Genomic DNA, 25480 nt, shown 5'->3' with positions numbered 1-25480 from the left:
AGCGAAACAGTTTAATTAAAACAAAATAAAGTTGATAGCTGTTAGCGCCGCTCAAGAGTGATGAAGGAGTAGGGGTAGGTATGCTTGTCATCAGCCTGATAATCCTCACGGCTGGTTTCCTGCCATTCCTCCATGTTTATTTCCGGAAAATAAGTATCAGCCTCAAAAGCTTGATGCACAATGGTTAAATGTATGCGGTTAACAACAGGCATAGCCAGTTTATAAATTTCTGCACCGCCAATTATATCAACTTCCGCCTCACCCTGGCATAATGCCAAAGCGTCTTGCAATGAATGTACTACTTCGCACCCTTCAATACTCATTTGATGCCTCGTAACCACAATATTGCGTCGTTTGGGCAAAGGCCTGCCCACAGAATCGAAAGTTTTACGGCCCATGATAACACTGTGGCCGGTAGTCATTTGCTTAAAGTGTTTAAGGTCGTTAGGCAGATGCCAAAGCAACTCATTATTTTTGCCGATGGCGTTGTTGGCAGCTATGGCTACTACGATGTTGATATTCATGAATGGGATAGAATCATAGTGAGCCAATCTATGAAGAAGTTCTTTATCTTCTTCAAAAATCTTTTCGATATGATTATTTTGTCTTGTGTCTAAAGTAATTAAGCAAAGTTAAAACTCTCCCTTCAGGGGGGCCGGGGGGTTAAACCGCTACTGCGCCTTTAATATGCGGCCATGGCTCGTAATTTTCCAGGCTAAAATCTTCAAACTTAAAGCCAAAAATATCCTTAACCTCGGGGTTAATTTTCATTTTAGGCAGCGGTCGTGGCTCACGGCTCAATTGTAATTGGGTTTGCTCCAGGTGATTATTGTACAGGTGGGCATCGCCAAATGTGTGGATGAAATCGCCATAGTCCAAATCGCATACCTGTGCCATCATCATGGTAAGCAGGGCGTATGAGGCTATATTGAAAGGTACGCCCAAAAATATATCGGCACTGCGCTGGTACAACTGACAAGACAACTTGCCTTTTAGTTCCCCCTTTAGGGGGTTAGGGGGCTCAACATAAAACTGGAACAAGCTGTGGCAGGGTGGCAACGCCATATTATCCACATCGGCAACATTCCAGGCCGAAACCATGATGCGGCGCGAATCCGGGTTGTTTTTCAGTTGATTAATTACCTGGCTGATCTGGTCAATATGGCGGCCATCGGGCGTTGGCCATGAGCGCCACTGGTAACCATAAACCGGACCTAAATTACCATCGGCATCGGCCCACTCGTCCCATATACGCACACCGTTATCTTTAAGGTACTTGATGTTGGTATCGCCGCTTAAAAACCATATAAGCTCATGTATAATCGACTTGAGGTGAAGCTTTTTGGTAGTCACCAACGGAAAGCCTTCCTTTAAGTTAAAGCGCATCTGGTAACCAAAAACACTGATAGTTCCTGTTCCGGTACGATCGTGTTTTTGGGCGCCGTTTTCGAGCACGTGGCGCATCAGGTCGAGATATTGTTTCATATAAGCGTGTTTGCAAGCGCGTTACACATCATCAAAAATGCTTGCGGATACAAATAAAATTAATCTATTTTGGCTTTCCTATTAATGTGCAAAAATAGGGTAGGTTTTTAACGCTGCTATGATTGTTTTCCCCAACGCCAAAATTAATATCGGACTTAACATTACCGAACGCCGACCCGATGGCTATCACAATCTCGAAACCATTTTTTATCCGCTGATGATTAAAGATGCGCTTGAAGTTGTAGAAAGCGATAAACTCAAGTTCCAATCATCAGGCATAGAAATACCCGGCAGCACTGAAAGCAATCTTTGCCTTAAAGCCTATCATCTGCTTAAGCAGGATTTTACGGATTTGCCAGCTGTTAGTATTCATTTGCATAAGCACACACCTATTGGCGCGGGTTTGGGGGGAGGCTCGAGTGACGCGGCATTTTTTATCAGGTTGATGAACGACCTATTTAAGTTGGGCCTTGATGCGGAAGATATGATGGACTATGCTCGCCGCTTAGGGGCCGACTGTGCATTCTTCATTAACAACAAACCTGTATATGCCTTTAATAAGGGCGATGAGTTTGAACCTGCAGAACTTGATTTATCAGCGTACCAACTGGCATTGGTAATGCCGCCGGCACACGTGTCAACCGCCCAGGCTTATGGAGGAATCAAACCTCAACTTTCTACCACCTCTTTAAAAGAACTGGTTAAGCTACCTGTTGCCGAATGGAAGCACCATATCAAAAACGATTTTGAGAAACATATTTTCGAAGCATTCCCAATCATTGGAGAGGTAAAAACAGCTTTATATGATGCAGGTGCATTGTATGCTTGCATGAGCGGGAGCGGGGCATCGGTATTCGGGATATTTGATAAACAGCCCGATTTGAAGCACCTTGAAACTGGCAACCAGGTTTTCTACAACCTTTAAAGCCTACTTAGCCGTAATTCTAAATTCCGTACGCCGGTTTTTGGCCTTGCCATCTTCGGTGGTGTTTGGCGCAACCGGATCGTTTTTACCATAACCTTTAAACTGCAGCTTATCTGTTTTTACGCCGTGATTAATTAAGTACTGGTAAACCGATTTTGCCCGGTTAGCCGATAGCATTTGATTCATGGCATCATTTCCAGAATTATCAGTGTAACCCGCAATTTCAATAGACACTGTTGGGTTCATGGCCATAAAATCTATCAGGTATTGCAAGGCAGATTGTGACTCGGGACGCAAATCATAGCGGTTAACATCAAAAAATATATTTTTGAGAATGGCCGATCTGCCTATTTCAATGGTGTTTAAAGGCACTTCAATATGAAATGGCTTATGGGCTTCACCCTTGGTCAGCGAGAAATTTTCGGACGCAAACAAATAACCGTTTTTGATAATGGTTAATCCGTAATTACGGCCGGTAACCAGCGGAACCAAAAAGTCGCCACTCGTAGCCGAACTTGTGTTTTGGTAAACAGGTGTGTTGGTTACTAAATCCACTATCTCCACATTAGCTTCAATTGGCTTCTTGGTTGTAGCGTCAACAATTGAACCCTTAACATATGTGACCGAGTGTGGCTTCGATTTTTCAGGAAGCTCGAACATGTAAATATCAAAGCCACCGTAGCCGTTTAATGTGTTTGATGCAAAATAAGCAAACCCTCCACTGGTACTTATACTCATGCCGTTTTCATCACCGCAAGTGTTAACGGGGTAACCCAAATTTTCGGGCTTTTGCCATTTGCCAGCCTTGTTAATGCGACTTACAAATAAATCTTTATTACCCAATCCCGGCCATCCATTAGAGCAAAAATACAGGGTGCTATCATCTGGATGAATGTAGGGCGATTGTTCATCGTACGGTGTATTAATGTTGGGCCCGAGGTTTTCGGGTTCGGCCCATCCTTTGTCTGTTAGGCGGCACTTCCAAATATCATAACCACCATAACCACCTTTGCGGTTGCTCACAAAATACAGCGTATGTCCATCGGCAGATATAGATGGCTGCGATTCCCAGCCTGAACTATTTACCGGTGCGCCTAAGTTGAAAGGTTTGCCCCAGTCATCACCCTTGCGCTGCGTTACATAAATATCGCATCGGCCCATACCATCAGGTCGATTACAACCGGTAAAAAACAGGTATTTACCATCTTGCGAAAGCGACTGTGCTCCTTCATTATATTCGGAAGTATTGATGAATTTGCTTAGGTAAGTTGCTGCCCCCCATTGATTATTAAACCTGACGCTTTTGTAAAAGTCTTCATTGTTTTGAATTTTACGGGTGAAAATGAGTGTATTATCATCAGCCGCCGAAACGGGCATATATTCGTCATTAGCAGAGTTTATTTCGGGCCCAAGGTTAATGGGTTTGAATGATACCGGATTTTTGATGGCCACAATGCTAAAATCGGCATCGGCAATAAGTTTGCGGGCATAAAAGCGGTTTTCGGGCGTAAGGTTAGCGTAAGTAATATACTTTTCGAGATGGATTTTAGCTTGATCATATTCGCCGTTATTAACCTCCAACTCACCTAATTTTAAATAGATGCTGCGACTTAATTCGGGTGACAAATCGAGAGCCTTGCGGTAGTGGGTTATGGCGTCCTTGTTTTGTTGTAAACTTTTCTGCAGATCGGCTAACTGAACATGCGCCTCGGCAAAGTTTTCATCGGCAGCAAGGGCGCTTTGTAGCTGCTGGATGGCATTAGCCTTATCCTGGCGATCTAAAAATGCGCCAGCTTTTTTGTAATAAGTAATAGCAGCTGCATTGGTGGTGCTATATTTTAATTGTGCACTTGTGTTGAGTACAACAAACACCATAATAATCCAAAAGATGCTAATCCTTCTAAACATAGTATTATTAAGCACTAAAATAAACTTTTTACGTATTATAAACAGATTTTGTTTCTGGGGTTAATATTTAAAGTTTAGAATATAAAACAAGCAGTTTAGTTAACTTGTACGATAGTTGGCTTGTTAAGATAAGCTGATATGAACTTTTGGTTAATACGTGTTTTGCTTTAAAATTGATACAACTAAATATTTTTATTATAATTACCTGAAAATAAGTTATATGAAAAGACTTTACCTTATTATCACTATTTTTTTAGCCTGCACGTTTACCTCATGCGTTGATATTGTAGAGCGGTATAACTTTAAAGCAAACGGCACATGCGAAGTTATTTACGATTTTGATATGAGCAAGGCCGTTTCCATACTACACAACCTGCTATCTGATTCTATAACGGCTACCCCGCAATTTGCCATGACTAAAGATACGGTAATGAACCTGTATAGCGCCCTGCCCGATAGTACCCAACACAAAATGAGCCGCGATGAGGCAAAACTGGCGCAAAGTAGCAACCTGGCTATTAATATGAACCTGAAACGTGATTTAATGAAGGTGAGCATTAAGCACCAGGCAGAAAGTCCGGCCGATTTGGAGTACTACTTGCAACAAATGTCTAAACTGGCTAACTACGGCAGTCAAAGTAAACAAAAAACAAGTATGAGCATGTTTAATGCCCAGCAATTGATAGCCGGGCAGGAGTGTTATTCATACCAGGTTACCTCGAGCAAGTTTTGCCGCATTATTGATAAAGATAAGTTTAACAACTTTCTCAAAAAAACAGGTTCGGCCTTTGCCGCGGCTAAATCATTATTAATTGAAACGCCTTATAAGGTTGTGATCAACTTTGCCAAACCGGTTAAAAAAATTGATAATAAACGTGCCATGGTTTCGGCCGACCGTAAGCAGGTAATTATTCAAACCAATATGGATGAACTGATAAAAAACCCAACATTAATGAACTTAAGAATTGATTTTGAATAATGGCCTGGTATAAGATTGCCGAGCCATCTGATTTATCAAAACCATTTTTAAAAAAAATTTCAGCCGGAGGCAAATCACTTTGTTTAGTAAATGCTGATGGAGAGTTATCTGTAACCGCTGCTAAATGCCCCCATGCCGGAGCTGATTTAAGCCAGGGCTGGTGCGAAAACGGAAGACTTATTTGCCCATTTCACCGTTACGCTTATGATTTAAAAACAGGAAGGGGAGCGCCCGGTCAAAACGATTATGTACGTATTTACCCGGTTGAAAATAGAGCAGACGGTATTTATGTACAGGTAAAATCGTGGTTGGAAAAGCTTACTGGTAAATAAACCGTTGCGGATGGTAAGATTAATTAGTTATCCAGCTACAATATTTTCTAACGCTAACCTGTACGAATCCATGCCAAAACCGGCAATTACCCCACGGCAACTGGCAGCCAGCATTGATTTATGGCGAAATTCTTCGCGTTTGTGTACATTAGATATATGCACTTCAATAACCGGGGTATTAATGGCTGCAATAGCATCGGCAATGGCAATAGAGGTGTGGGTGTATGCTCCGGCATTCAGTACTACGCCGTCAAATTCGAAGCCTACCTCATGGAGTTTATCAATAATTTCACCCTCTTTATTACTTTGAAAATAATATAGCTCATGACCCACAAAAAGTTCTTTTAGAGTAGCAAAATAAGTTTCGAAACTGCTGTCACCGTAAATAGATTTCTCTCTTACGCCAAGCAGGTTTAAATTTGGGCCGTTGATGATTTGTATTTTCATTGCAGGTCAAACATAATATTAAAAACGTTAAAAGTAAAACAGGGTGGATTGGCAGTCGGCAATAAAAGGTTTCAGGAACTATCTTAAACTCGAAAAATCGCTTTCGGAAAACTCTATTGAGGCATATACCCGCGATATAGATAAGCTAAAGCAATATGCCGAAACGTTATTGCCAGTACTGAAGCCCGATGTTATTGTACTTAACGATTTGAGAAGTTTTTTACAGTGGGTGAATGAGCTGGGAATGATACCTTCAACTCAAGCACGTATCCTCTCGGGCATTAAAGCGTTTTACAAATATATGCTCATTGAAGATATTATATTGAGCGACCCGTCTGAGCTGCTGGAATCACCCAAAATACAGCGTAAGCTGCCCGATACGCTAAGCTACGATGAAATAAACAAGCTCATTGCCGCTATCGACTTGTCAAAACCTGATGGATCACGCAATAAAGCGATGCTCGAAATGCTGTACAGCTGCGGACTGCGTGTGTCAGAACTAACCGAACTAAAAATATCAAACCTGTATCTCGATATTGAATTTATTAAAGTAACCGGTAAAGGCAACAAAGAACGCCTGGTACCTATCAGTAGCACAGCTATCAATGCTTTAAAACAATGGCTTGAATTTAGCCGGGTACATGTGAACATTAAAAAGGGAGAGGAGGATTTAGTTTTTCTTAACCGCAGGGGAAGCAGGCTTACACGCGTATTTATTTTTATGCTGATTAAAAAGCTGGCTGAAAGTATTGGGTTAAAAAAGAAGATCAGTCCGCATACATTCAGGCATTCGTTTGCTACTCATTTAATTGAAGGTGGGGCCGATTTGCGTGCCGTGCAGGAGATGTTAGGCCATGAGAGTATAACCACCACCGAAATTTACACGCATTTGGATAGGGACTACCTGAAAAGTACAATTATTCAGTTTCACCCGAGGAGTTAGGATGAATAATATTTCGCGATTTTAGTAAAATATCATCTCGAACTTGGTTATTGGGCTCCCGAAATTATTGTATTATTAGTCGGTCGCCTTAAAAGAATTTCTCGTTCCTCGAAACGATAGGTGGCGTAATTTATTGAAAAATTAAACCGGCAATTTCTTTAAATCCTCGGGTGTATCAACGGCCTGGGTTTCTAAGTCCGTCTCGGCAACTTTAATGCGATAACCGTTTTCTATCCAGCGGAGCTGCTCTAAACTTTCGGCTTTTTCTAATGGTGATATGGGGAGCTTGGTTACCTGCTGCAGTACTTCAGAACGGAAACCATAAATGCCGATGTGTTTAAAATATGTAAAGTGTTGTAGCCATTGTTCCGGCTCTTGTCCGCGTATGTAGGGTATAGCAGCGCGCGAAAAATAGATAGCTTCGGCCAGTTTATTGATAATTACCTTGGGCGAGTTGATATTGTGTAAATCTTCAGCCCTGGTAATTTTCTTAATCAGCGTTGCTATCTGCGTATCAGGCGCATTAAAACAAGCGGCTACCTTGCTAATTTGCACCGGATCAATGTACGGTTCATCGCCCTGAATATTAATTACCACATCATATTCAGGATAACTGGCTGCAACTTCGGCACAGCGGTCGGTACCACTTTGATGGTCAACCGAGGTCATTACTGCTTTGCCGCCAAAGTCGTTTATGTGGTTCAGTATGCGCTCATCATCGGTGGCTACAATTACCTCATCTAAACTTAAACACTTTACACACTGCTCATAGGTACGCCGTATCATTACCTTCCCGGTAATATCAACAAGCGGTTTACCCGGAAAACGGGTAGAAGCATAACGGGCAGGTATAACGCCGAGTATTTTCATTTTTGAGTTGTGTGTTGTCGGTTGTGAGTTGTGTGTAACTGTTGCAATAAAAATCTAACAACTGACAACACACAACACAAAACTAAAATAGACCGTGTATATCGCGTTCTATCAGGTTTATAATGGTGCCTAAGTCTTCGGTGTTGTTGGCAAAATCGAGGTTGTCCATGTCTACAATAAGCAATTTGCCCAGTTTATAGTTGTCTATCCATTTTTCGTACTTCTCGTTCAGCTTTGACAGATAATCAAGCCTAATGCCAATTTCGTACTCCCGACCGCGGCGATGTATGTTATTGACCAACTTAGGTATAGAAGCTTTTAAGTAAACCAACAGATCGGGTGGTTTGATGAATGAGGTAATGTTCTCGAATATAGATTGATAGTTCTCGTAATCGCGCGTATCCATCAAATCCATATCGTGCAGGTTCTCAGCAAATATGTAGGCATCCTCGTAAATGGTACGGTCTTGTATCACGTCGCGCTCGCCATTCTGTATCTCACTAATCTGGCGGAAACGGCTATTGAGGAAATAGATCTGCAGGTTGAAGCTCCAGCGCTTCATGTCCTTGTAAAAATCTTCCAGGTAAGGGTTGTTATCTACCGCTTCAAACTGTGGTTCCCAACCGTAATTTTTGGCCAGCAAGGTGGTTAAAGTGGTCTTGCCTGCGCCTATATTTCCAACAATTGCAATGTGCATATTTTAGTTGATAGTTATTAGTTGATAGTTCATAGTAAAAAGGTAGGTTTAAGTTAGCTCTTATTGCTAAGATACACTACGAACCCTGAACCATCAACTATGAACCCAAATTAAAAGCCTCTGAACCCTATTATTTCGCGTACTTCCTTAATGGTTCTTTGGGCGCTTTCGCGGGCTTTGTCGGCTCCTAAACGGGCAACGCGACTCAGGTATTCGCTATCATTAGCTATATCGTTTATTTTTTCGCGTATGGGGGCTGTTGCCAATACCATATCCTCGGCCAGTTGCTTTTTAAAGTCGCCGTAACGCATTTGCATGGTGTTGTACAGGTTGTCAAAATGATGGTAAGTATCTTGTGTCGATACTACTTTCATCAAATCGAACAAGTTCTGTATCTCATCAGGTTTTTGCTGGTTCTCAACAGTAGGGCCGCCATCGGTTACGGCTTTCATTACTTTTTTGCGTATCACCTCCGGGCTATCGCTCAGGTATACCGCGTTGCTTTCGCCTTCCGATTTACCCATTTTACCCTTACCATCCAATCCCGGAATTTTTACCAGTTTATCGCCATAGCTAAACGCGTAAGGCTCCGGGAAATACTCGTTGTTATATAAGCGGTTAAAACGGTTACCAAATGTGCGGGCCATTTCTAAATGCTGTTCCTGGTCTTTACCTACAGGCACTTTAGTAGCTTTGTGAATGATGATGTCGGCAGCCATTAAAACCGGGTAGGTTAACAGGCCGGCGTTCACGTTATCGGGGTTGGCGCGTACCTTATCTTTAAAAGAGGTGGCACGTTCCAGTTCGCCCAAATAGGCGTTCATATTTAAGTATAAATAAAGTTCGGCTACTTCGGGTACATCACTTTGTATGTAGATGGTGGCTTGCTCAGGATCGATGCCTGCTGCCAGATACTCTACCAGCACTTGTTTCACGTTACCATGAAGGTCGCCGGGGGTGGGGTGAGTGGTGAGCGAGTGCAGGTCGGCAATAAAAAAGTAACAATTGTATTCGTGCTGCATTTTGATAAAATTCTGGATAGCACCATAATAATTACCTAAATGCAATTTACCGGTTGAACGAATACCACTTACAACAGTTTCCATAATGGGGCGAAAGTAAGGATTTTTTATATTTTTGGCATCGATGAAAATACTATTGAAGAAAGTACACGCTTATTTTTACCGTTACAGCGTGGCCGCTTTCTTCATTATATTATGGCCTTTCCTATATTATTTTTCCCAAAAGCCGGAGCGTTATCCTACTATGAATGCTTTCAGGAGAATATGGGGGATATTGAGTTCGACCATATCGGGCATATTTTACAGCTTTGAATATGAGCAGGCCATAGACTGGAGCCGTGCTTACATTATATGCCCCAACCATACTTCCAACCTCGATATTTCGGCCATGAGCATTATGGTTAAAAACAACTATTGCTTTATTGGTAAAGAAGAACTGTTGAATAATTTTGTTACCCGTTTATCATTCCAAACGGTTGATATACCCGTAAACCGCAACAGCAAGATGTCGTCGTTCCGGGCATTTAAAACGGCCGCCGAACGTTTACAGCAAGGCATGACACTGGTGATCTTTCCCGAAGGAAAAATACCAGACGATTTTCCGCCTAAATTGCATGAATTTAAGAACGGTCCGTTCCGGTTGGCTATTGAGCATAAAGTGCCTATTATACCTGTTACGCAGTTAAACAACTGGGAGGTATTGTGGGATACCGGCCTTGAGCGCGGAAGCAGACCAGGCCTTTGCAAAATACATGTACACAAACCTATTGAGACCGCACACCTCACCGTGGCCGATGCCGATGCCCTGCGCGATGAGGTTTTTGCGATAATAAACCATAAATTTGAAAGCTATGCAAATAGATAAAGATACCGTTGCCAAAGTTGCCCACCTTGCCCGCCTGGAAGTTACCGAGCAGGAAACCACCGAATTGGTTGGCGACATGAATAAGATACTCGACTTTATGGCCAAGCTAAACGAGGTTGATACTGAGAATGTGGAACCCCTCATTTACATGACCAGCGATGTAAATGTATTGCGCGAAGATGCGGTTAGGCAGGAAATTACCCACGAGGAAGCACTATCCAACGCACCCGAGCAGGATGGTAAGCACTTTTTGGTGGCTAAAGTGATTGAGCAGAAGAAAGCATAAAAATGTGTGGATGTGCAGATTGATGATGTGCAGATGAAAAATACTTCTATTGTTGTCATTTCGACTTTAGGAGAAATCTTATAAGCCCGGATAGTTTTATAATTGCTACTACCTATCTCACCTATGAAAACCGAAAAGCAAAAAATGCTCAGCGGCGAATACTACCTCGCCAATGATCCTGAACTGGTTAAGGATCGTACCGATTGTAAACGCCTGTTACATCAACTCAACGTGACCGAGTATGTGGCGAGCGATAAAACTAAAGCTATACTGGATAAGCTCATACCCAACGCACCGGCTAACTTATACATTGAGCCACCGTTTCACTGCGATTATGGCTACAACATAACCTGTGGCGATAATGTGTACTTCAACGTAAACTGTGTGGTGCTCGACGTAATGGCAGTAAATATTGGCAGTAACGTGTTTTGTGCTCCCGGTGTACAAATATATACGGCAACCCATCCGCTTAATGCCGAACAACGCCGCAGCCAGGAAAATGCCGAACCCGTAACCATTGGCCATGATTGCTGGATAGGGGGCGGAGCCATTATCTGTCCCGGAGTAACCGTTGGCAACCGTTGTGTAATAGGGGCAGGGGCTGTGGTAACTAAAGATATACCTGATGATTCATTAGCAGTGGGTAATCCGGCAAGAGTGATACGTAAGTTGAATTAGTTCATGGTTGATGGTTCATAGTTCATAGCAGGCCTTGAATTACCATTTTTGCTATCACCTATCGACTATGATCCATGAACTAATTAAGAAGTAATTTATTTGTCAGTTTGTCAGTTGGTATTTGTGGCAAGCAATTTGATTATTCTATATTTGTTAAAACATAAACATTTAAAAACATGGCTTTAGAAATTACCGATGCTAACTTTGATGAGTTAGTATTAAAATCAGATAAACCGGTATTAGTTGACTTTTGGGCAGAATGGTGTGGTCCGTGTCGTATGGTAGGTCCGGTTGTAGAGGAAATTGCCAAAGAATATGACGGCCAGGCAGTTGTAGGCAAAGTTAACGTAGATAATAACCCCGGTATTTCAATGAAATTCGGTATCCGTAATATCCCTGCCTTATTATTCTTTAAAAACGGCGAAATTGTTGACAAACAAATTGGTGCTGTGCCAAAATCGGTACTAACCGAAAAATTAGGCAAACAGCTTGCATAAGCAGCGGCCAATAAACTATATAAAAAAAGCGTTACCTTAAACAGTAACGCTTTTTTTATTTACTTTAGTTGCAATGGCCGAGTTAAATACCAATCAGGAAATACGTCAGTTAGCCAACCTTGAGTTGCTTGCCCGGCAGGTGGTTGAAGGTTTTATAACCGGCTTGCACCAAAGCCCTTTCCATGGTTTTTCGGTAGAGTTTGCTGAGCACAGGCTATATAACAATGGCGAATCGGTAAAAAACATCGATTGGAAACTATTTGCCAAAACAGATAAGCTGTTTGTAAAGCAGTATGAAGAGGAAACCAATCTGCGCAGCTATTTACTGCTTGATACTTCATCATCTATGAACTATCCGCAAAAGGGATTAAGCAAGTTACAATTTTCGGTATATGCTATAGCTTCGCTCATGTACCTGTTTAAAAAGCAACGCGATGCTTTTGGGCTGGGTTTGTTTTCAGACCAGATCGATTGGCTGAGCCCTGTACGTTCTACTTCAACGCACTTGTTTTACTTATTTGCCGAATTAGAGAAGGCATATAATCAACCCCGGGTTAATACTCAAACTAACCTCTCAAACGTAATACATCATATAGCAGAGGAAGTGCACCAGCGCTCCATGATCATTATTTTTAGCGATATGCTGGAAAATAGCATGAATGCCGAAAGATCGCAATCACTGTTTGCAGCACTTCAGCACCTCAAGTATAATAAGCACGAGGTGATCATTTTTAATGTAAGCGATTATTGCCACGAGATTGATTTTAAGTTTGATAACCGCCCGCATCATTTTGTGGATATGGAAAGCGGAGAAGAAGTTAAAGTACACCCCAGCCGTGTGCGCGACAGCTACCGTAACGCCTTAAATGAATACCGCCATGAACTGGAACTTAAATGTGCCCAGTACAAAATTGATATTGTGGATGCTAATATAAATGAGGGATATAACCATTTACTGAAAACCTATCTTGTAAAACGTAATAAAGTTATTTAATTACTTAGAAATTTTATTGAACCGTAGTTTTATTTTAAAACAGCATTTTTAAAATTGTAAAAAACATAAAACTATACGTAATATAAATTGTGTAAATAGAGCAAAATATTAAAGCCTTTATTTATTTAGAAAAAGGCTTAATTGCTATGATAATTACAAAATTTATATCCCTCATATGAGACTTTCTATCGAGCGTAAGGCTGTAAAAGTAAACCCCGATTCTAAGCGTGTTATTGCCCGTTTCTTTTTTAACGGTAACGAACGTTCAAAAGAAGTAATACAGCGGGTTATGAATGTACCGGAAGAAGATGTATTCGGTCTCATTTCTCCGTTATTACAGGAATATTCCCGCCGTCACCGTAATATTACCAGGGTACTTAATCGTCATTGCGCAAAACTCAAAAACCTTTTTACCGAATTAGGGATTGACTTTGATGCGCTAAGTGTTTATCGTAAGTTGCTTATTGGCTCATACTTTACTCACGAGTATTCTATTGAATCGGCTGCATTTTTTAACCCATCAATTGTTGACGATCCCGACCAAAGTGATTTGGAAGAAGGCGAACGCCGGGTAATTATGAGTTTTAGAGCTGTTGGCGAAGGCCACATATCATCTATTACGTTCCGCAGGGCTTTATTCGATAAAAACAACAATATTACAGTACTGCCTGCCGGCGATTATATTGATGAAGCCGAAATTGTGCGTAATGCCGTTTACAATAAAAAATTATTTTTTGATAAAGCTGTTACCACGCAAATTAGCGTTGATGTATTAAAAGAGCTCGAAGACAAACTTGATCATCATTTTGAGTATTCTAACCTTCGCCGTTTAATTCTCGACTCGCAAAAACTACAGCAAAACGATTCGCGCCGTTTAGAGTACGATAAAGTTCTTTGGCTGGCCGACTCGTATTACGAGATTGTATTTTCGCTGGATACGGATATATCTGACCGGGTTATCTTCCCTATATCAGAGTACGAACGCAAAGGAATTGAAGATGCACGCTTTGTTAAATTTTATAACGAAGATGGCAGTTCATCATACTACGCTACCTACACCGCTTATGACGGCTCTTTAATTATGCCTAAGCTGTTACAAACCAATGATTTTGTGAATTTTAGAATTATGCCATTGTATGGTGCAGGTTCGCAAAACAAAAACCTGGCATTGTTTCCACGCAAGATTAATGGCAAATACGCTATGCTGTCACGTATAGACGGATGTAATAACTACATCATGTACTCTGACAAGATTAATATATGGGAAAATCCTCAATTATTGCAAAAACCTAAGTTTGCATGGGAGTTTGTACAAATAGGTAACTGTGGTTCACCCATTGAAACCGAAGACGGCTGGTTAATTATAAGTCACGGCGTGGGTCCTATGCGTAAATACGTATTAGGTGCCAGCTTGTTAAAGTTAGACGACCCTACTGTGGAAATAGGCCGCTTAAAGGAGCCCCTGCTTATTCCAAACAGTGACGAGCGCGAGGGTTATGTACCTAACGTTATTTATTCATGTGGTTCAATTGTACATAACAACAAACTTATTTTACCATACGGCTTATCCGACTATTCTTCATCGTTTGCCGAGGTTGATATGTCGTTATTGTTAAAGAGATTAAAAGAAGATGGAGTGTAAGGATTGCTCAAATGAAATCCACACTTATTTCATCTCGACCATAGGAATAAGGCTTTTTAAATTTATAAGATAATCACTTTGAAAAATCCTCCCCTATGATCGAAATGGCAAAGCGAGAAGGAGAATGAAAATACAACGCATAAAAAAAGCTTGCCAATCGGCAAGCTTTTTTGTTTTATAGACTTTTCAAAGCCCTAAAATCTGCTGATAAAGTTTGTAGTAATCATCAACCATTTTTTCGCTGCTGAATTGAGCCAATGCCCATTCGCGGCAGGTGTTACGCTCTATAGTATTTAACTGCTTAACAGCTTCAACCGCCTCATCAATATTTTTGACCAAAAAACCGGTTTCCTGATGTTTGATTAACTCAGGCATCGAGCCTTTATTGAAAGCAATAACCGGCGTGCCGCAAAGCATTGATTCGGCTACGCTCATGCCAAAAGGCTCGTTAAAGTTAATAGGATGAAGTAGGGTAGAAGCTTTACTCAAAAGCTCTTGTCGTTTTTCGGGTCCGGCATGGCCAACATATACAATCTGCTCGTTATCAATAAACGGTTCTACACGTTCTCGATAATAGTTGGCATCTTGTATAATACCTGCAATTAAAAGTTTGCGCCCGCTTTTCTTCGCAATCTCTATGGCTTCAGCGGTACCCTTATCATGATGTATACGGCCAAAATATAAAAGATAATCTTCTGCATCGGCATTAAAGGTGAAATCTTTAGCATCTAAACCATTGTATACTGTAGCAAGGTATTCCAGTTCAGTACTGCGGTCAGCATTACTAATAGAAACGTAGTGCGAAGTAGCGTTATACTTTTTATAAACGGGAATAATGCGCTGAGAGGAAAAACCGTGGATAGTAGTTATTACAGGTGTTTTTATAACCCCTGAATAGGTAAGGGGCAGGAAATCGAAATTATTATGGATGAGGTCAAACTCACCTGCATTTTCCATCAGGTTACTGATGTGTAGGCATTCCAGCACTTTGGCATCTTGCGAGCGGTCTTCTTCATATCCGATTTCACAAATAGATTCGAGTTTTCCGGCAGTCAATGAGTCGCCGGTGGCAAAAAGGGTGACTTCAACACCCTTTTTAACCATACCTTCGGCAATATTTGATGCTACTTGTTCCCACGGTCCGTAATGTCTGGGCGGTGTGCGCCAGGCAACGGGAGATAGTACGGCAACCTTCATTAACAAACCTCTATCTTCTGTCCGTATTTGTTATACTCATACTCAAGTTCAAATGCTTTGAGTACGGTAAGGTGCGATATCATGTAGGCTAAAGTACTTTCGGCACCTTGGTTGCGGTTAATACCGGTAGGCATCAGGCCATCACAGCAACCTTTGGTTTCATGATCATAAAGAGGTGCACGTAGTGTGTTTTCGCCCAGGAACCATTTGTAGCTGAGGAACATCTTTTCAATATACTCCGGTTCGCGCAAAGTTTCATAAGCCTGGAAGTACATCAATACCATAGCCATAGTTTCAATAGCCTGCTGATCGAATGTTGGGAAAGTACCACCACGATAATACCAGCCATCATTACCAATAGGGCTTAAATAACCATTTGATAAGGTTAGTTTATCAAGGAAGCCCATTGATTCCATGGCAATTTTTCTTACTTCTTCATTACCTGTGATTTCGCATGAATGCAATAATGCTAAAGGAAGTATAGCGTTATCATATGTCATTACATCTTCAAACCATTGCCATTCAGGAGTTGAGGTGCGTTTGTAAGCCTCTACCAATGGTGTGGTTAAACGCATTAACTCATTTATCATACCCTCATCAGTTGGTATAGCTTTGAGGTATAATGATATACCGATGATGGTGTTAGCCATACCGCGTATATGCTCCAGTTTTTGGAAGTGTGGATACGAGCGGTGGAATAACTCCATGGCAAACTCGCGGTATGAGTTGTGAGCTGCGCAGCCAATTAAATGACCTAATGCCCAGATTGTACGGCCGAATGAATCCTCGGAACCAACCTCATCTAAATAACGGCGGTCGAAACTCAGGAAGTTGCGGAAGTTGCCATCATCGGTTTGCATATAGTGTATATAGCTCAGGTAAATAGGCAACAGGTTTAAAGCCTCGGGACTTTTGTTACGCTGGTATGCCATCAAGGCCATAATTAATGCGCGCGCGTTATCATCTAAGCAATAACCTTCTTTAAGGTTAGGAATGCCATATTTAGCATGCTGAACGATACCGGTATCATCTGTTAAACGCAGTATGTGTGCCAGATTAAAGGCTGGCATAACTTCCGGATCAACAATACTGTTACGCAAAATTTTGTCCCTGAAATCATGACGGTTAGCCGATTCCTGTGCAACACGTATATATTCGGCGCCAATTACCGGCCAACGCAGGTGCAAGCCATATTCATAAGCATTTTGTTTTACTTCATTTAGTGCCGCTTCATTATCCAGCAAACCATTTACAGTATCGGCTAAAGCATCGGCATCTTTAAAATCAAATAAACGGCCACGGTTATCAGCTAAAAGTTCGGTGGCATGCCAGTATGGGGTTGATACCACTGCAGCACCCGCACCAACAGCGTATGATAATGTACCACTGGTAATTTGCGCTTCGTTATGGTAAGGTGTAACGTAAACTGTGGCAGCAGTAAGGTAGTTTATCAGCTCTTCTTCGGCTACAAACTTATTTATAAAGGTAAGGTGGTTTGATACCTTGAGTTGTGCTGCCAGGCTTTTCAAATAATCGCGATATTCTTCGCCCGAATGTTTTACCACGCCAGGGTGGGTGTTGCCCAATACCACGTACATCACATCGGGATGTTTGGCAACAATTTTAGGCAATGCTTTAACCACTACCTCTAAACCTTTGTTACGGCTTATTAAGCCAAAGGTTAACATAACTTTCTTATTTTTAAACGCACTAATAGCATTCACCGGATTATCTTCAGGGGCTTCCAAATCAGGAACACCGTGCTCAATAATTTGTATTTTCTCTGCAGGGATTTCGTAAATGGTAGTGAGGAACTCAACTGCACGATGGCTCATCACTATAATTTTTGAAGACTGCTCGGCAATTTCACGCACAATAATGCGCTGAACATAACTTGGCTCGCGCAATACAGTGTGCAGAATAGATATTAATGGTTTCTCAAGACGATTAAGTAACGGCAGTATATATATGCCACTTTCGCCGCCATATATGCCAAACTCATGCTCCATAATACAAACATCTGCAATGCTGGTGTTTATGTAGTTAGCAGCGCGTATGTAGTCTTTTTGATGGTTTTGGCGTATAACGTATTTTACCTCTTGTGGATATTCGTATTCCTGTAAATTTTCCGAATCGTTTACAGCTACAACAAAACCACCCTGTGACAATGACTTTCGTTCGGGAAAATTAGCACTGATAGCACGCATTAAGTTTTGGTTGAACGTAGCTATTCCGCATTCGCGCGGTGGATAGGTGGAGATGTAGGCAATTTTCATTTTTATAGATAGATAGTTGTATGTTATTTGAGAATGAACTTATAGTTAGAAATATACACTTCTGACTAAAAAAAAGGGCAATTTGAATATTAGAACCTATGGTATCTAAGCTAAACCCTTTAAACGTTTATTTTCACCCTTAACATTGCATAAACTATACCAAGAAATACCTAAAAATGGTGTTGATAGTACACTAAGGCTTGTTTTTTATGAAATTGATAATTTTTGATGTAAATGGTAGTGACGACGACTTAGCTGACAAACTTATAAAAATACAAATAAATGCTTTAAACATGCTGATTTACAGCATTCAAAATTACCGAACAAGCGTGCTCTATCTGTTCTTTAGTAATAATAAGCGGTGGGGCTATACGCATAGAGTTGCTGCAATGTAAAAACCAATCGGTAACTACGCCTTGTTCAATACAGGTATCTATTATTTTCTTATTGAGTTCGAAGCTATCAAATTCAGCAGCCAGCATCAGTCCTTTGCCACGCACCTGTTTTATAGCGGGTTGGGTAAGTAGCTTTCTAAACAGGGCTTCTTTTTCTGGTACCGTGTTAATAAGGTCTTCATTCAATAATACCTCCAACGATGCCATGCCCGATGCGCAACAAACCGGGTGGCCTCCAAACGTAGTGATATGCCCTAAAATAGGATTGTTTTTTAAGGCGCTCATGATTTCTGTTGATGCAATAAAAGCCCCTAACGGCATACCTCCGCCTAAAGCCTTACCTAAAACCAATATATCGGCTACAATGCCAAAATGTTCAAAAGCAAACAGCTTACCGGTGCGCCCAAATGCGGTTTGATTTTCATCTAAAATAAGCAATGTTCCGGTTTGGGTGCAACGCTTGCGCAGTAACTGCATATATTCCATATCGGGTACGCGTATTCCGGCTTCACCCTGTACGGTTTCAATAATTACACATGCAGTTTCTTTGGTTATATAGTCCAAATCATCAGTATTATTAAAGCTGATGAAATGTACATCAGGTAATAACGGGCGGTAGGCTTGTTTAAATTCCTCGTTCCCCATTAAACTAAGTGCACCATGCGTACTGCCATGGTATGAATGATAGCAGGAAATCATTCCGCTGCGCCCTGTATAACGCTTAGCTAATTTTAAAGCTCCTTCAATAGCCTCAGCACCCGAATTGGTAAAATAAACCGATTCCAGGTTTTGGGGCAGGAGCGAGGTTAACTTTTCGGCAAAGCGCACTTGTGGGGTTTGCACGTATTCGCCATACACCATCAGGTGCATATACTTATCCAGTTGCTGCTTTATGGCCTCAATAACTTTAGGGTTGCCATGACCAATATTGCTAACGCCAATGCCCGAAATCAAGTCTATCCAAGCCTTTCCCTCGGCATTATACATGTACACGCCTTCGGCTCGTTCAAATTCCAGGCATAAAGGAAAATCGGTAGTTTGGGCATTATTAGCAAGGAAAAGTTGGCGAAGGGTAAGCATGAGGCAAAGGTAGGAAGTTTTTTAGTCCATGGTCTATAGTCTACAGACCATAGAAAAGAAAAATATATTTAAAAAACAAATAAACAACAAGCCCCAAGAAAAATTCAGACTATGGACTATGGACTATGGACTATGGACTATGGACTATGGACTATGGACTATGGACTATTATCATGAACTCCCCAACAAAACTGTATCACAACCGAACAATGTTTGTTGCACAAGCGAACATCAATATTGTGCTAAATGTGCCTAATTGCTTTAAAATAAGCGTTTTAATGTTTTGGTACGAAATTGAGGTTTAAGCCCTATATTAACAGCTAATAAATCATTATCTGTTCACACTGTCAATTCACATTAAGATGTTATCACTTAAACAAATATCAAAATACTATACCAGCGGCGGCAATAAAACTTATGTGCTAAACAAGGTAGACCTTGATGTTGACCAGGGAGAGTTTATTTCGATCATGGGGCCATCAGGTTCGGGTAAATCAACTTTGCTGAATATTATCGGCATGTTAGATCAGCCATCCGAAGGATATCATTATTTCATGAACGAGCCTGTGCATCAGCTTAAAGAAAAACAGCGTTCGGCATTGTATAAACAAAATATAGGCTTTGTATTTCAGGCTTACCATTTAATTGATGAGCTTACCGTTTACGAAAACATTGAAACCCCGCTATTGTACCAGGATGTAAAAAGTGCCGAGCGAAAAGCCTTAGTGGCCGATAGCTTAGACCGTTTTAACATTGTAGGCAAAAAAGATCTGTTCCCGGCGCAACTATCGGGCGGACAGCAGCAGCTGGTGGGTATTGCGCGAGCACTGATAGCTAAACCTAAATTGCTTTTGGCCGATGAGCCTACCGGTAATCTCAACTCAAAACAAGGTGAGGAAATAATGGAACTGTTCCAGAAGCTAAATAAGGAAGACGATGTAACCATTATACAGGTAACCCACTCCGAAAAAAATGCCCAATACGGTTCGCGCATCATCAACCTGCTTGATGGTAAAATTGATTCATCCGTAATATTGTAAAAACTGTAATGCGTTATCTTTATATACTGATAATTTTATTGGGCGGGCTTAACAGCAGCTACTGCCAAACTGCCGATTCGGTTTATAAACTGCAGCAGTGCATTGATATTGCTATTAAAAATAACCTTACCGTTAAACGCAGTGAACTGGACATGGAGCGTAGCCGTATTTACTGGCAACAGCAACGTGCCAACCTGCTGCCAACCTTTAGCGGCAATGTTAATCATGGAATAAGCACCGGGCGCAGTATTGACCCATTTACCAATACTTACCTTAATCAGCAAATTACTTCGGCCGATTACGGCGCGAATGCAAACCTCATCCTTTTTAACGGCATGACGATTCAGAACAGCATCCGGCAAACATCATTAGCCTACCAGGCCGGTAAAATGGATTTTGAGCAGGCTAAAAATGATATTACATTAAATGTAATTACTACCTATTTTCAGGCTATTAATAATGCCGACTTGCTGGTATTGGCCAATAACCAGTTAGAGGTATCTAAACAGCAAGTACAACGCTTACAGGTAATGAACAGCAATGGAGCCGTAAAGCCCTCAGATTATTACGATGTAAAAGGCCAGCAGTCAACCGATCAGTTATCGGTTATTAATACCAGGAATGCCTTGGAGGCCTCCAAACTGAATTTATTATTGCTGATGAATGTTCCCTATTCGCGCAGTATTAGCTTACAACGCCTTAATGCAGCTGAACTTCCTGCAGGGAAGTTTAACCAATCGGCCAACCAGGTGTACGACCAGGCATTGGCCAGTTTGCCCCTGGTAAAAGCCGCAACTTTGCGTCGTCAAAGCACCGAGAAGAAAGTGCAGGCCGCTAAAGGACTGTTATACCCAACTATTTCACTTTTTGGTGGGGTAGGTACACGTTATTCGAGTGCGGCAAGGCGATCGGTGTTTCTTGATTCAACAGAAGTTAACACCGGCATGTTTATTAAAACACCAGCCGGCAACCAATCTGTGTACGGATATACACAAAACTATGGCAGCGAGAAAGTGGGCTATTATAACCAGTTTAAGAACAACTATTCCACCCAGGTGGGAATTGGTTTGCAAATACCTATCCTCAATGCTTTTCAAAACCGTAACAGGGTTGCTTTAGCTAAAATTGATTTATCGGAGGCTCGTTATATTGAGGAAAACACCCGTGTGCAGCTAAAGCAAAATGTGGAGCAAGCTTATATTAACATGACCTCGGCTTATGACCGTTACCAGATATATACCGAACAGGTTGATGCCTTTAAAGAGTCTTTTCGTACGGCCGAAATTCGTTTCAATGCCGGTGTGCTTAATTCTGTTGATTATATTGTAGCTAAAAACAACCTCGACAGGGCAAATACCAATTTAATTAATGCCCGTTATGATTACTATATACGTACCAAAATATTAGCTTATTACCAAGGGAATTTAACTTTTTAAGCTAACTATTAAGTAGTTGAAAAAAATATAGCACAAAAGTTAACAAACGTTGTTACAGCTATATTTACACACTACTTAATATGAAAAAACATCTTTATTTAATCATATGCGCTTTGGGCATAATAGCATCCGCAAGCGCCCAAACTGTCCCTTTGTTACCTAACGTAAATATAGGTATAAAAGCAGGTGTTAACTTATCTAATTTCTCTACCGAGAAGACCCTGAGCAGCGATAACAGGGCCGGTTTCCTTGCAGGTGCATGGGCAAGAATTGGTATGGGAGGATTACATTTTCAGCCAGAATTATATTATAATTCAAAAGAAGTAAGGGTTGAAGATTCGCAAACGAAGTCGGTAAATACAGCTAAATTCAGAAGTATTGATTTGCCTTTATTAGTAGGTAAAAAATTTGGAATGTTTGGAGTAGGTGCCCGCATTAATACAGGTCCGCTGGTATCATTTGCCGTAAGTCACGATCAAAGTGTAGGCGATGCCTTTAGTAATGCAAGTCGTTTAAGGGTAAAAGACCAGAATTATGCGTGGGTATTTGGTGCCGGTTTAGATGTGTATAAAGTTTCTCTCGACCTTCGTTACGAAGCTGGTATAAACAAACTACGTAACGGCAACGGTACTGTTGATGTTAGGCCAAATATGTTTAACCTTACCTTAGCTTACCGCTTATTTGCGCTGTAATATTCTAAAGAACACAGTAAACAAAAGTGGCCTCGGCAATAAATTTGCCGAGGCCACTTTTGTTTAAGCTAAATTATTTAAGCGTGTTTGATAGCATGTTCCAAAGCCGCATTGTGCTTGTATCTGAAAATAAATGGAAATATAATGGCAATAACCAGCGCATACGCTGCAAAGGTTAGCCATATGTTTTGCCAGTCTTTAGTTTTATCGGCAAGAGTAAAGTAATGGTCTATTAAAAAACCACTGGCAAAGCTGCCAAACAGTGCGCCAAAGCCGTTAACCATCATCATAAACAAACCTTGTGCGCTGCCACGGATGGCCGGGGTGGTTTGTGTTTCTACAAACAACGATCCGGATATGTTGAAGAAATCGAAAGCCATTCCATAAACAATGCATGATAGCACGATCATCCACAAGCCATCGGCAGGGTTGCCAAACGCAAACAAGCCAAAGCGCAGTACCCAGGCCAGCATACTAAACAGCATCACGTACTTTATTCCAAACTTGCGCAAAAAGAAAGGTATAGCCAGAATAAACAGCGTTTCAGAGATTTGCGAAATAGACATAATGATGGCAGGATATTTTACCGCTATGGTGTCTTTATAAGCTGCAATCTTATCAAAATCGTGCAGGTAAGTATCGCCATAGGCATTAGTTAGCTGCAAGGCTGCACCCAATAACATCGAGAATGCAAAGAAGATGGCGAAACGGGGCGTTTTGAATAGTGCAAAGGCATTCAATCCCAAACGCTCGGTTAATGACCTTTTTTCGCCAAACCTTAATTGTGGGGGGCATTTTGGCAATGTAAATGAATAGATACCCAAAGCCAAAGCTACCGCCGATGAAATATAAAATTGGTTTGAAGAGGTTTCGTTATGGGTTAAGCTAACGGCCCACAAAGCAGCAATAAAGCCTATAGTTCCCCAGATGCGTATAGGGGGATAGTCTTTTACCACATCAAGGTCACTCCCTTTAAGCGCCGAATATGCTACTGTGATAGATAACGACAGTGTGGGCATATAAAATATCATGTTGATAAGCATCACCCAGAAAAAGGTTGATGGATCAGTTACCATGGGTAAGCAAAACAACGCTACCGAACCTAAAATGTGCATGATGCCGTACAATTTTTCGGCATTTACAAAACGATCGGAGATGATGCCTGTTAGAGCCGGCATAAATATGGCCGAAATACCCATTGTAGAAAATATGGCACCAAACTGTGCACCCGACCATTGCTTATTTTGAAACCAATATGCACCTACGGTGAGCAGCCATGCTCCCCATATAAAAAATTGCATAAAGTTCATTAGTATTAAGCGGAACTTAATATTCATACACGGAGCCTTTGTTTAACGGGTAATTGTCAATAGTTAATTAAAAACGAAAATTAGCGAAATATTGCGATATGGGAAAAGTATTTGCGCAACAAAGGTGCAATAGCATGATAATTAGGTGATTTCATGCGACCTCATGATTAATAAGCTGTTTGTTAGTGAAGATAGAAGGTTGCTTAAGATGCTTTTCGTTTGTTTAATTCATCACGCACTTTAGCGGCTTTTTCGTAGGCTTCTTCATTCAGGGCGTCTTTAAGCATACTTTTTAGCTCGTCTGTACTTAATGATGCATAGTTGGTTACAACTGCAGTAGATGCTGGTTTTTCTTCAGCAGTTTCGCTTAAATTTTCCAGGTAAACAAAGTCGTTACCTTCAATTACAATACCTGCGGTTGAGAGGATAAATTCATGGGTGTAAATAGGGCATTCAAAACGTACAGCCATGGCAATGGCATCAGAGGTGCGGGCATCAATTTCGGTAGTTTTTTTACCGTCGGAACAGATCAATTTGGCATAAAAAATACCATCTACCAGGTTATAAATAATTACTTCCTGAATGGTAATATCATAAGCTTGGGCAAAGCTTTTAAATAGATCATGGGTAAGAGGGCGGCTTGGTGTCATTTTTTCTATTTCAATAGCAATGGCCTGAGCTTCAAAACTACCAATGATAATAGGAAGGCGACGGCGGCCGTTTACTTCTCCTAAAACCAAAGCATATGCGCCCGATTGTGTTTGGCTGTAAGATAAACCAACAATATCGAGCTTAATTTTTTTCATGTTATTACCCATCACAACTAAACCTTTACCGGTTACATAGCATTTTTTATGCCGTACTTGAGTGTTATATAATAATTTATAGCAATAAACCTGATTGGTGTGAGTTTGTAGAATTTAAGGTGTTTAAAAATTAATCACCTCAAACAAACGTGATAACTAATACAAGGTTGATGCAATAGCTGCCAAACGTTACATTTGCACAGCAGATGCACATTATCAAATGCGCTTCTCACGCAAAAATACACAAAAAACAAACAGTTTACAATGCAGGCCAACCGCTTACAAAAACTGCTCGAATTTTTAGAGAGCGAACCCAACGATGAGTTTGTACAATATGCTTTGGCTACCGAATACCTCAAACTTAATGACACTGCAAAGGCCCTGGAGTATTACGAAAAACTGGTTGCTAATCATCCTAATTACACAGGCACATACTACCACTTGGGTAAGCTGTACGAACAGCTTGACCGTAAGGAAGATGCCATAAAAATATACCAGCAGGGAATGCTTATTACCCGCCAAAAACGTGATAACCATGCTTTATCAGAGCTGCAATCGGCCTATAACCAGGCAGCAGGTTTATATGATGATGACGATGATTATTAATTTTAGTTGATTGGTGGTTGGTTGATTAAGTTAAGTGGTTTTTAAAATAGCTGCTTTATATCAACTATTCAC

At 41.0% G+C, this 25480-nt stretch carries 26 protein-coding genes; 14 read left to right on the top strand and 12 right to left on the bottom strand.

What is annotated here, in order from left to right:
• Nucleotides 1–41: 41 nt before the first annotated feature.
• Complete coding sequence (locus tag QE417_RS03815; protein WP_311947614.1) at nt 42–524, bottom strand: dihydrofolate reductase; 483 nt, start codon at nt 522–524, stop codon at nt 42–44.
• A gap of 139 nt (nt 525–663) precedes the next feature.
• Nucleotides 664–1485 carry a thymidylate synthase gene (locus QE417_RS03810; RefSeq protein WP_311947613.1) on the bottom strand — a complete coding sequence of 274 codons (822 nt, stop codon included), beginning with the start codon at nt 1483–1485 and terminating at the stop codon, nt 664–666.
• Between the two features lie 118 nt (nt 1486–1603).
• Here QE417_RS03810 and ispE point away from each other — a divergent pair, with 118 nt between their 5' ends.
• Nucleotides 1604–2410 carry a 4-(cytidine 5'-diphospho)-2-C-methyl-D-erythritol kinase gene (gene ispE / locus QE417_RS03805; RefSeq protein WP_311947612.1) on the top strand — a complete coding sequence of 269 codons (807 nt, stop codon included), beginning with the start codon at nt 1604–1606 and terminating at the stop codon, nt 2408–2410.
• A 3-nt stretch (nt 2411–2413) separates the two neighbouring features.
• Here the strand turns inward: ispE and QE417_RS03800 are convergent, their stop codons facing one another.
• A complete protein-coding gene (locus QE417_RS03800) occupies nt 2414–4318 on the bottom strand; it encodes an OmpA family protein (protein ID WP_311947611.1) in 1905 nt (634 codons plus the stop codon).
• A 220-nt stretch (nt 4319–4538) separates the two neighbouring features.
• Between QE417_RS03800 and QE417_RS03795 the strand changes: the two genes are divergently transcribed.
• Together QE417_RS03795 and QE417_RS03790 are read left to right on the top strand one after the other, a co-directional pair.
• Nucleotides 4539–5297, top strand: a complete 759-nt coding sequence (locus QE417_RS03795; protein ID WP_311947610.1) for a hypothetical protein — start codon at nt 4539–4541, stop codon at nt 5295–5297.
• Complete coding sequence (locus QE417_RS03790; RefSeq protein WP_311947608.1) at nt 5297–5629, top strand: Rieske (2Fe-2S) protein; 333 nt, start codon at nt 5297–5299, stop codon at nt 5627–5629. Before QE417_RS03795 ends, QE417_RS03790 begins: the two co-directional genes overlap by 1 nt.
• A gap of 27 nt (nt 5630–5656) precedes the next feature.
• Here the strand turns inward: QE417_RS03790 and aroQ are convergent, their stop codons facing one another.
• Nucleotides 5657–6076, bottom strand: coding sequence for a type II 3-dehydroquinate dehydratase (gene aroQ, locus QE417_RS03785; RefSeq protein ID WP_311947607.1), 420 nt, complete (start codon nt 6074–6076; stop codon nt 5657–5659).
• A gap of 43 nt (nt 6077–6119) precedes the next feature.
• Here aroQ and xerD point away from each other — a divergent pair, with 43 nt between their 5' ends.
• Nucleotides 6120–7019: a site-specific tyrosine recombinase XerD gene (xerD, locus tag QE417_RS03780; RefSeq protein WP_311947606.1), complete on the top strand. Its 900-nt coding sequence runs from the start codon at nt 6120–6122 to the stop codon at nt 7017–7019.
• Between the two features lie 141 nt (nt 7020–7160).
• Here the strand turns inward: xerD and kdsB are convergent, their stop codons facing one another.
• From kdsB to trpS, 3 genes are all read right to left on the bottom strand, one after another.
• Nucleotides 7161–7889, bottom strand: a complete 729-nt coding sequence (gene kdsB / locus QE417_RS03775) for a 3-deoxy-manno-octulosonate cytidylyltransferase (RefSeq protein ID WP_311947605.1) — start codon at nt 7887–7889, stop codon at nt 7161–7163.
• Between the two features lie 82 nt (nt 7890–7971).
• Nucleotides 7972–8586 (bottom strand): deoxynucleoside kinase, encoded by a 615-nt coding sequence (locus QE417_RS03770; RefSeq protein WP_311947604.1) that lies wholly within the window; start codon nt 8584–8586, stop codon nt 7972–7974.
• Nucleotides 8587–8696: 110 nt separating this feature from the next.
• On the bottom strand, nt 8697–9692 hold the full coding sequence (gene trpS, locus QE417_RS03765) for a tryptophan--tRNA ligase (protein ID WP_311947603.1): 996 nt from the start codon (nt 9690–9692) through the stop codon (nt 8697–8699).
• 40 nt (nt 9693–9732) lie between these two features.
• On the opposite strand from trpS, the gene QE417_RS03760 reads away from it, so the two are divergent.
• From QE417_RS03760 to QE417_RS03735, 6 genes are all read left to right on the top strand, one after another.
• Nucleotides 9733–10473 (top strand): lysophospholipid acyltransferase family protein, encoded by a 741-nt coding sequence (locus QE417_RS03760; protein ID WP_311947602.1) that lies wholly within the window; start codon nt 9733–9735, stop codon nt 10471–10473.
• The gene (gatC, locus tag QE417_RS03755; RefSeq protein WP_311947600.1) at nt 10460–10759 is read left to right on the top strand and encodes an Asp-tRNA(Asn)/Glu-tRNA(Gln) amidotransferase subunit GatC; all 300 of its coding nucleotides are present in this window, start codon (nt 10460–10462) and stop codon (nt 10757–10759) included. The genes QE417_RS03760 and gatC overlap by 14 nt, the downstream gene beginning before the upstream one ends.
• 123 nt (nt 10760–10882) lie before the next feature.
• Entirely contained in the window at nt 10883–11437 is a 555-nt protein-coding gene (locus QE417_RS03750; protein ID WP_311947599.1) for a sugar O-acetyltransferase, read from the top strand.
• A gap of 176 nt (nt 11438–11613) precedes the next feature.
• A complete protein-coding gene (gene trxA / locus QE417_RS03745; RefSeq protein WP_157541890.1) occupies nt 11614–11934 on the top strand; it encodes a thioredoxin in 321 nt (106 codons plus the stop codon).
• 73 nt (nt 11935–12007) lie between these two features.
• Nucleotides 12008–12928: a DUF58 domain-containing protein gene (locus tag QE417_RS03740; protein ID WP_311947597.1), complete on the top strand. Its 921-nt coding sequence runs from the start codon at nt 12008–12010 to the stop codon at nt 12926–12928.
• A gap of 175 nt (nt 12929–13103) precedes the next feature.
• Nucleotides 13104–14570 (top strand): glycoside hydrolase family 130 protein, encoded by a 1467-nt coding sequence (locus tag QE417_RS03735; protein WP_311947596.1) that lies wholly within the window; start codon nt 13104–13106, stop codon nt 14568–14570.
• A gap of 186 nt (nt 14571–14756) precedes the next feature.
• On the opposite strand, the gene QE417_RS03730 is transcribed toward QE417_RS03735, so the two are convergent.
• From QE417_RS03730 to QE417_RS03720, 3 genes are all read right to left on the bottom strand, one after another.
• Nucleotides 14757–15767, bottom strand: coding sequence for a glycosyltransferase family 4 protein (locus QE417_RS03730; RefSeq protein ID WP_311947595.1), 1011 nt, complete (start codon nt 15765–15767; stop codon nt 14757–14759).
• Nucleotides 15767–18043 (bottom strand): glycosyltransferase family 4 protein, encoded by a 2277-nt coding sequence (locus QE417_RS03725; RefSeq protein ID WP_311947594.1) that lies wholly within the window; start codon nt 18041–18043, stop codon nt 15767–15769. The genes QE417_RS03730 and QE417_RS03725 overlap by 1 nt, the downstream gene beginning before the upstream one ends.
• 287 nt (nt 18044–18330) lie before the next feature.
• On the bottom strand, nt 18331–19518 hold the full coding sequence (locus QE417_RS03720) for an aspartate aminotransferase family protein (protein WP_311947593.1): 1188 nt from the start codon (nt 19516–19518) through the stop codon (nt 18331–18333).
• A 362-nt stretch (nt 19519–19880) separates the two neighbouring features.
• On the opposite strand from QE417_RS03720, the gene QE417_RS03715 reads away from it, so the two are divergent.
• The 3 genes from QE417_RS03715 (at nt 19881) to QE417_RS03705 (ending at nt 22686) form a co-directional block, all read left to right on the top strand.
• On the top strand, nt 19881–20558 hold the full coding sequence (locus QE417_RS03715; protein WP_311947592.1) for an ABC transporter ATP-binding protein: 678 nt from the start codon (nt 19881–19883) through the stop codon (nt 20556–20558).
• Between the two features lie 8 nt (nt 20559–20566).
• Entirely contained in the window at nt 20567–21994 is a 1428-nt protein-coding gene (locus tag QE417_RS03710; protein WP_311947591.1) for a TolC family protein, read from the top strand.
• Between the two features lie 80 nt (nt 21995–22074).
• Complete coding sequence (locus QE417_RS03705; protein ID WP_311947590.1) at nt 22075–22686, top strand: porin family protein; 612 nt, start codon at nt 22075–22077, stop codon at nt 22684–22686.
• Between the two features lie 77 nt (nt 22687–22763).
• Here the strand turns inward: QE417_RS03705 and QE417_RS03700 are convergent, their stop codons facing one another.
• Nucleotides 22764–24023 carry a nucleoside permease gene (locus QE417_RS03700; protein WP_311947588.1) on the bottom strand — a complete coding sequence of 420 codons (1260 nt, stop codon included), beginning with the start codon at nt 24021–24023 and terminating at the stop codon, nt 22764–22766.
• A 176-nt stretch (nt 24024–24199) separates the two neighbouring features.
• Entirely contained in the window at nt 24200–24802 is a 603-nt protein-coding gene (locus QE417_RS03695; protein WP_311947587.1) for a bifunctional nuclease family protein, read from the bottom strand.
• A gap of 264 nt (nt 24803–25066) precedes the next feature.
• Here QE417_RS03695 and QE417_RS03690 point away from each other — a divergent pair, with 264 nt between their 5' ends.
• Nucleotides 25067–25408, top strand: coding sequence for a tetratricopeptide repeat protein (locus QE417_RS03690; RefSeq protein ID WP_311947585.1), 342 nt, complete (start codon nt 25067–25069; stop codon nt 25406–25408).
• Nucleotides 25409–25480 lie beyond the last annotated feature (72 nt).

Source organism: Mucilaginibacter terrae, from assembly GCF_031951985.1.
GTDB lineage: Bacteria > Bacteroidota > Bacteroidia > Sphingobacteriales > Sphingobacteriaceae > Mucilaginibacter > Mucilaginibacter terrae_A.
The sequence above is the reverse complement of the archived record's forward strand: the minus strand, read 5'-3'. Positions and strand labels throughout refer to the sequence as shown.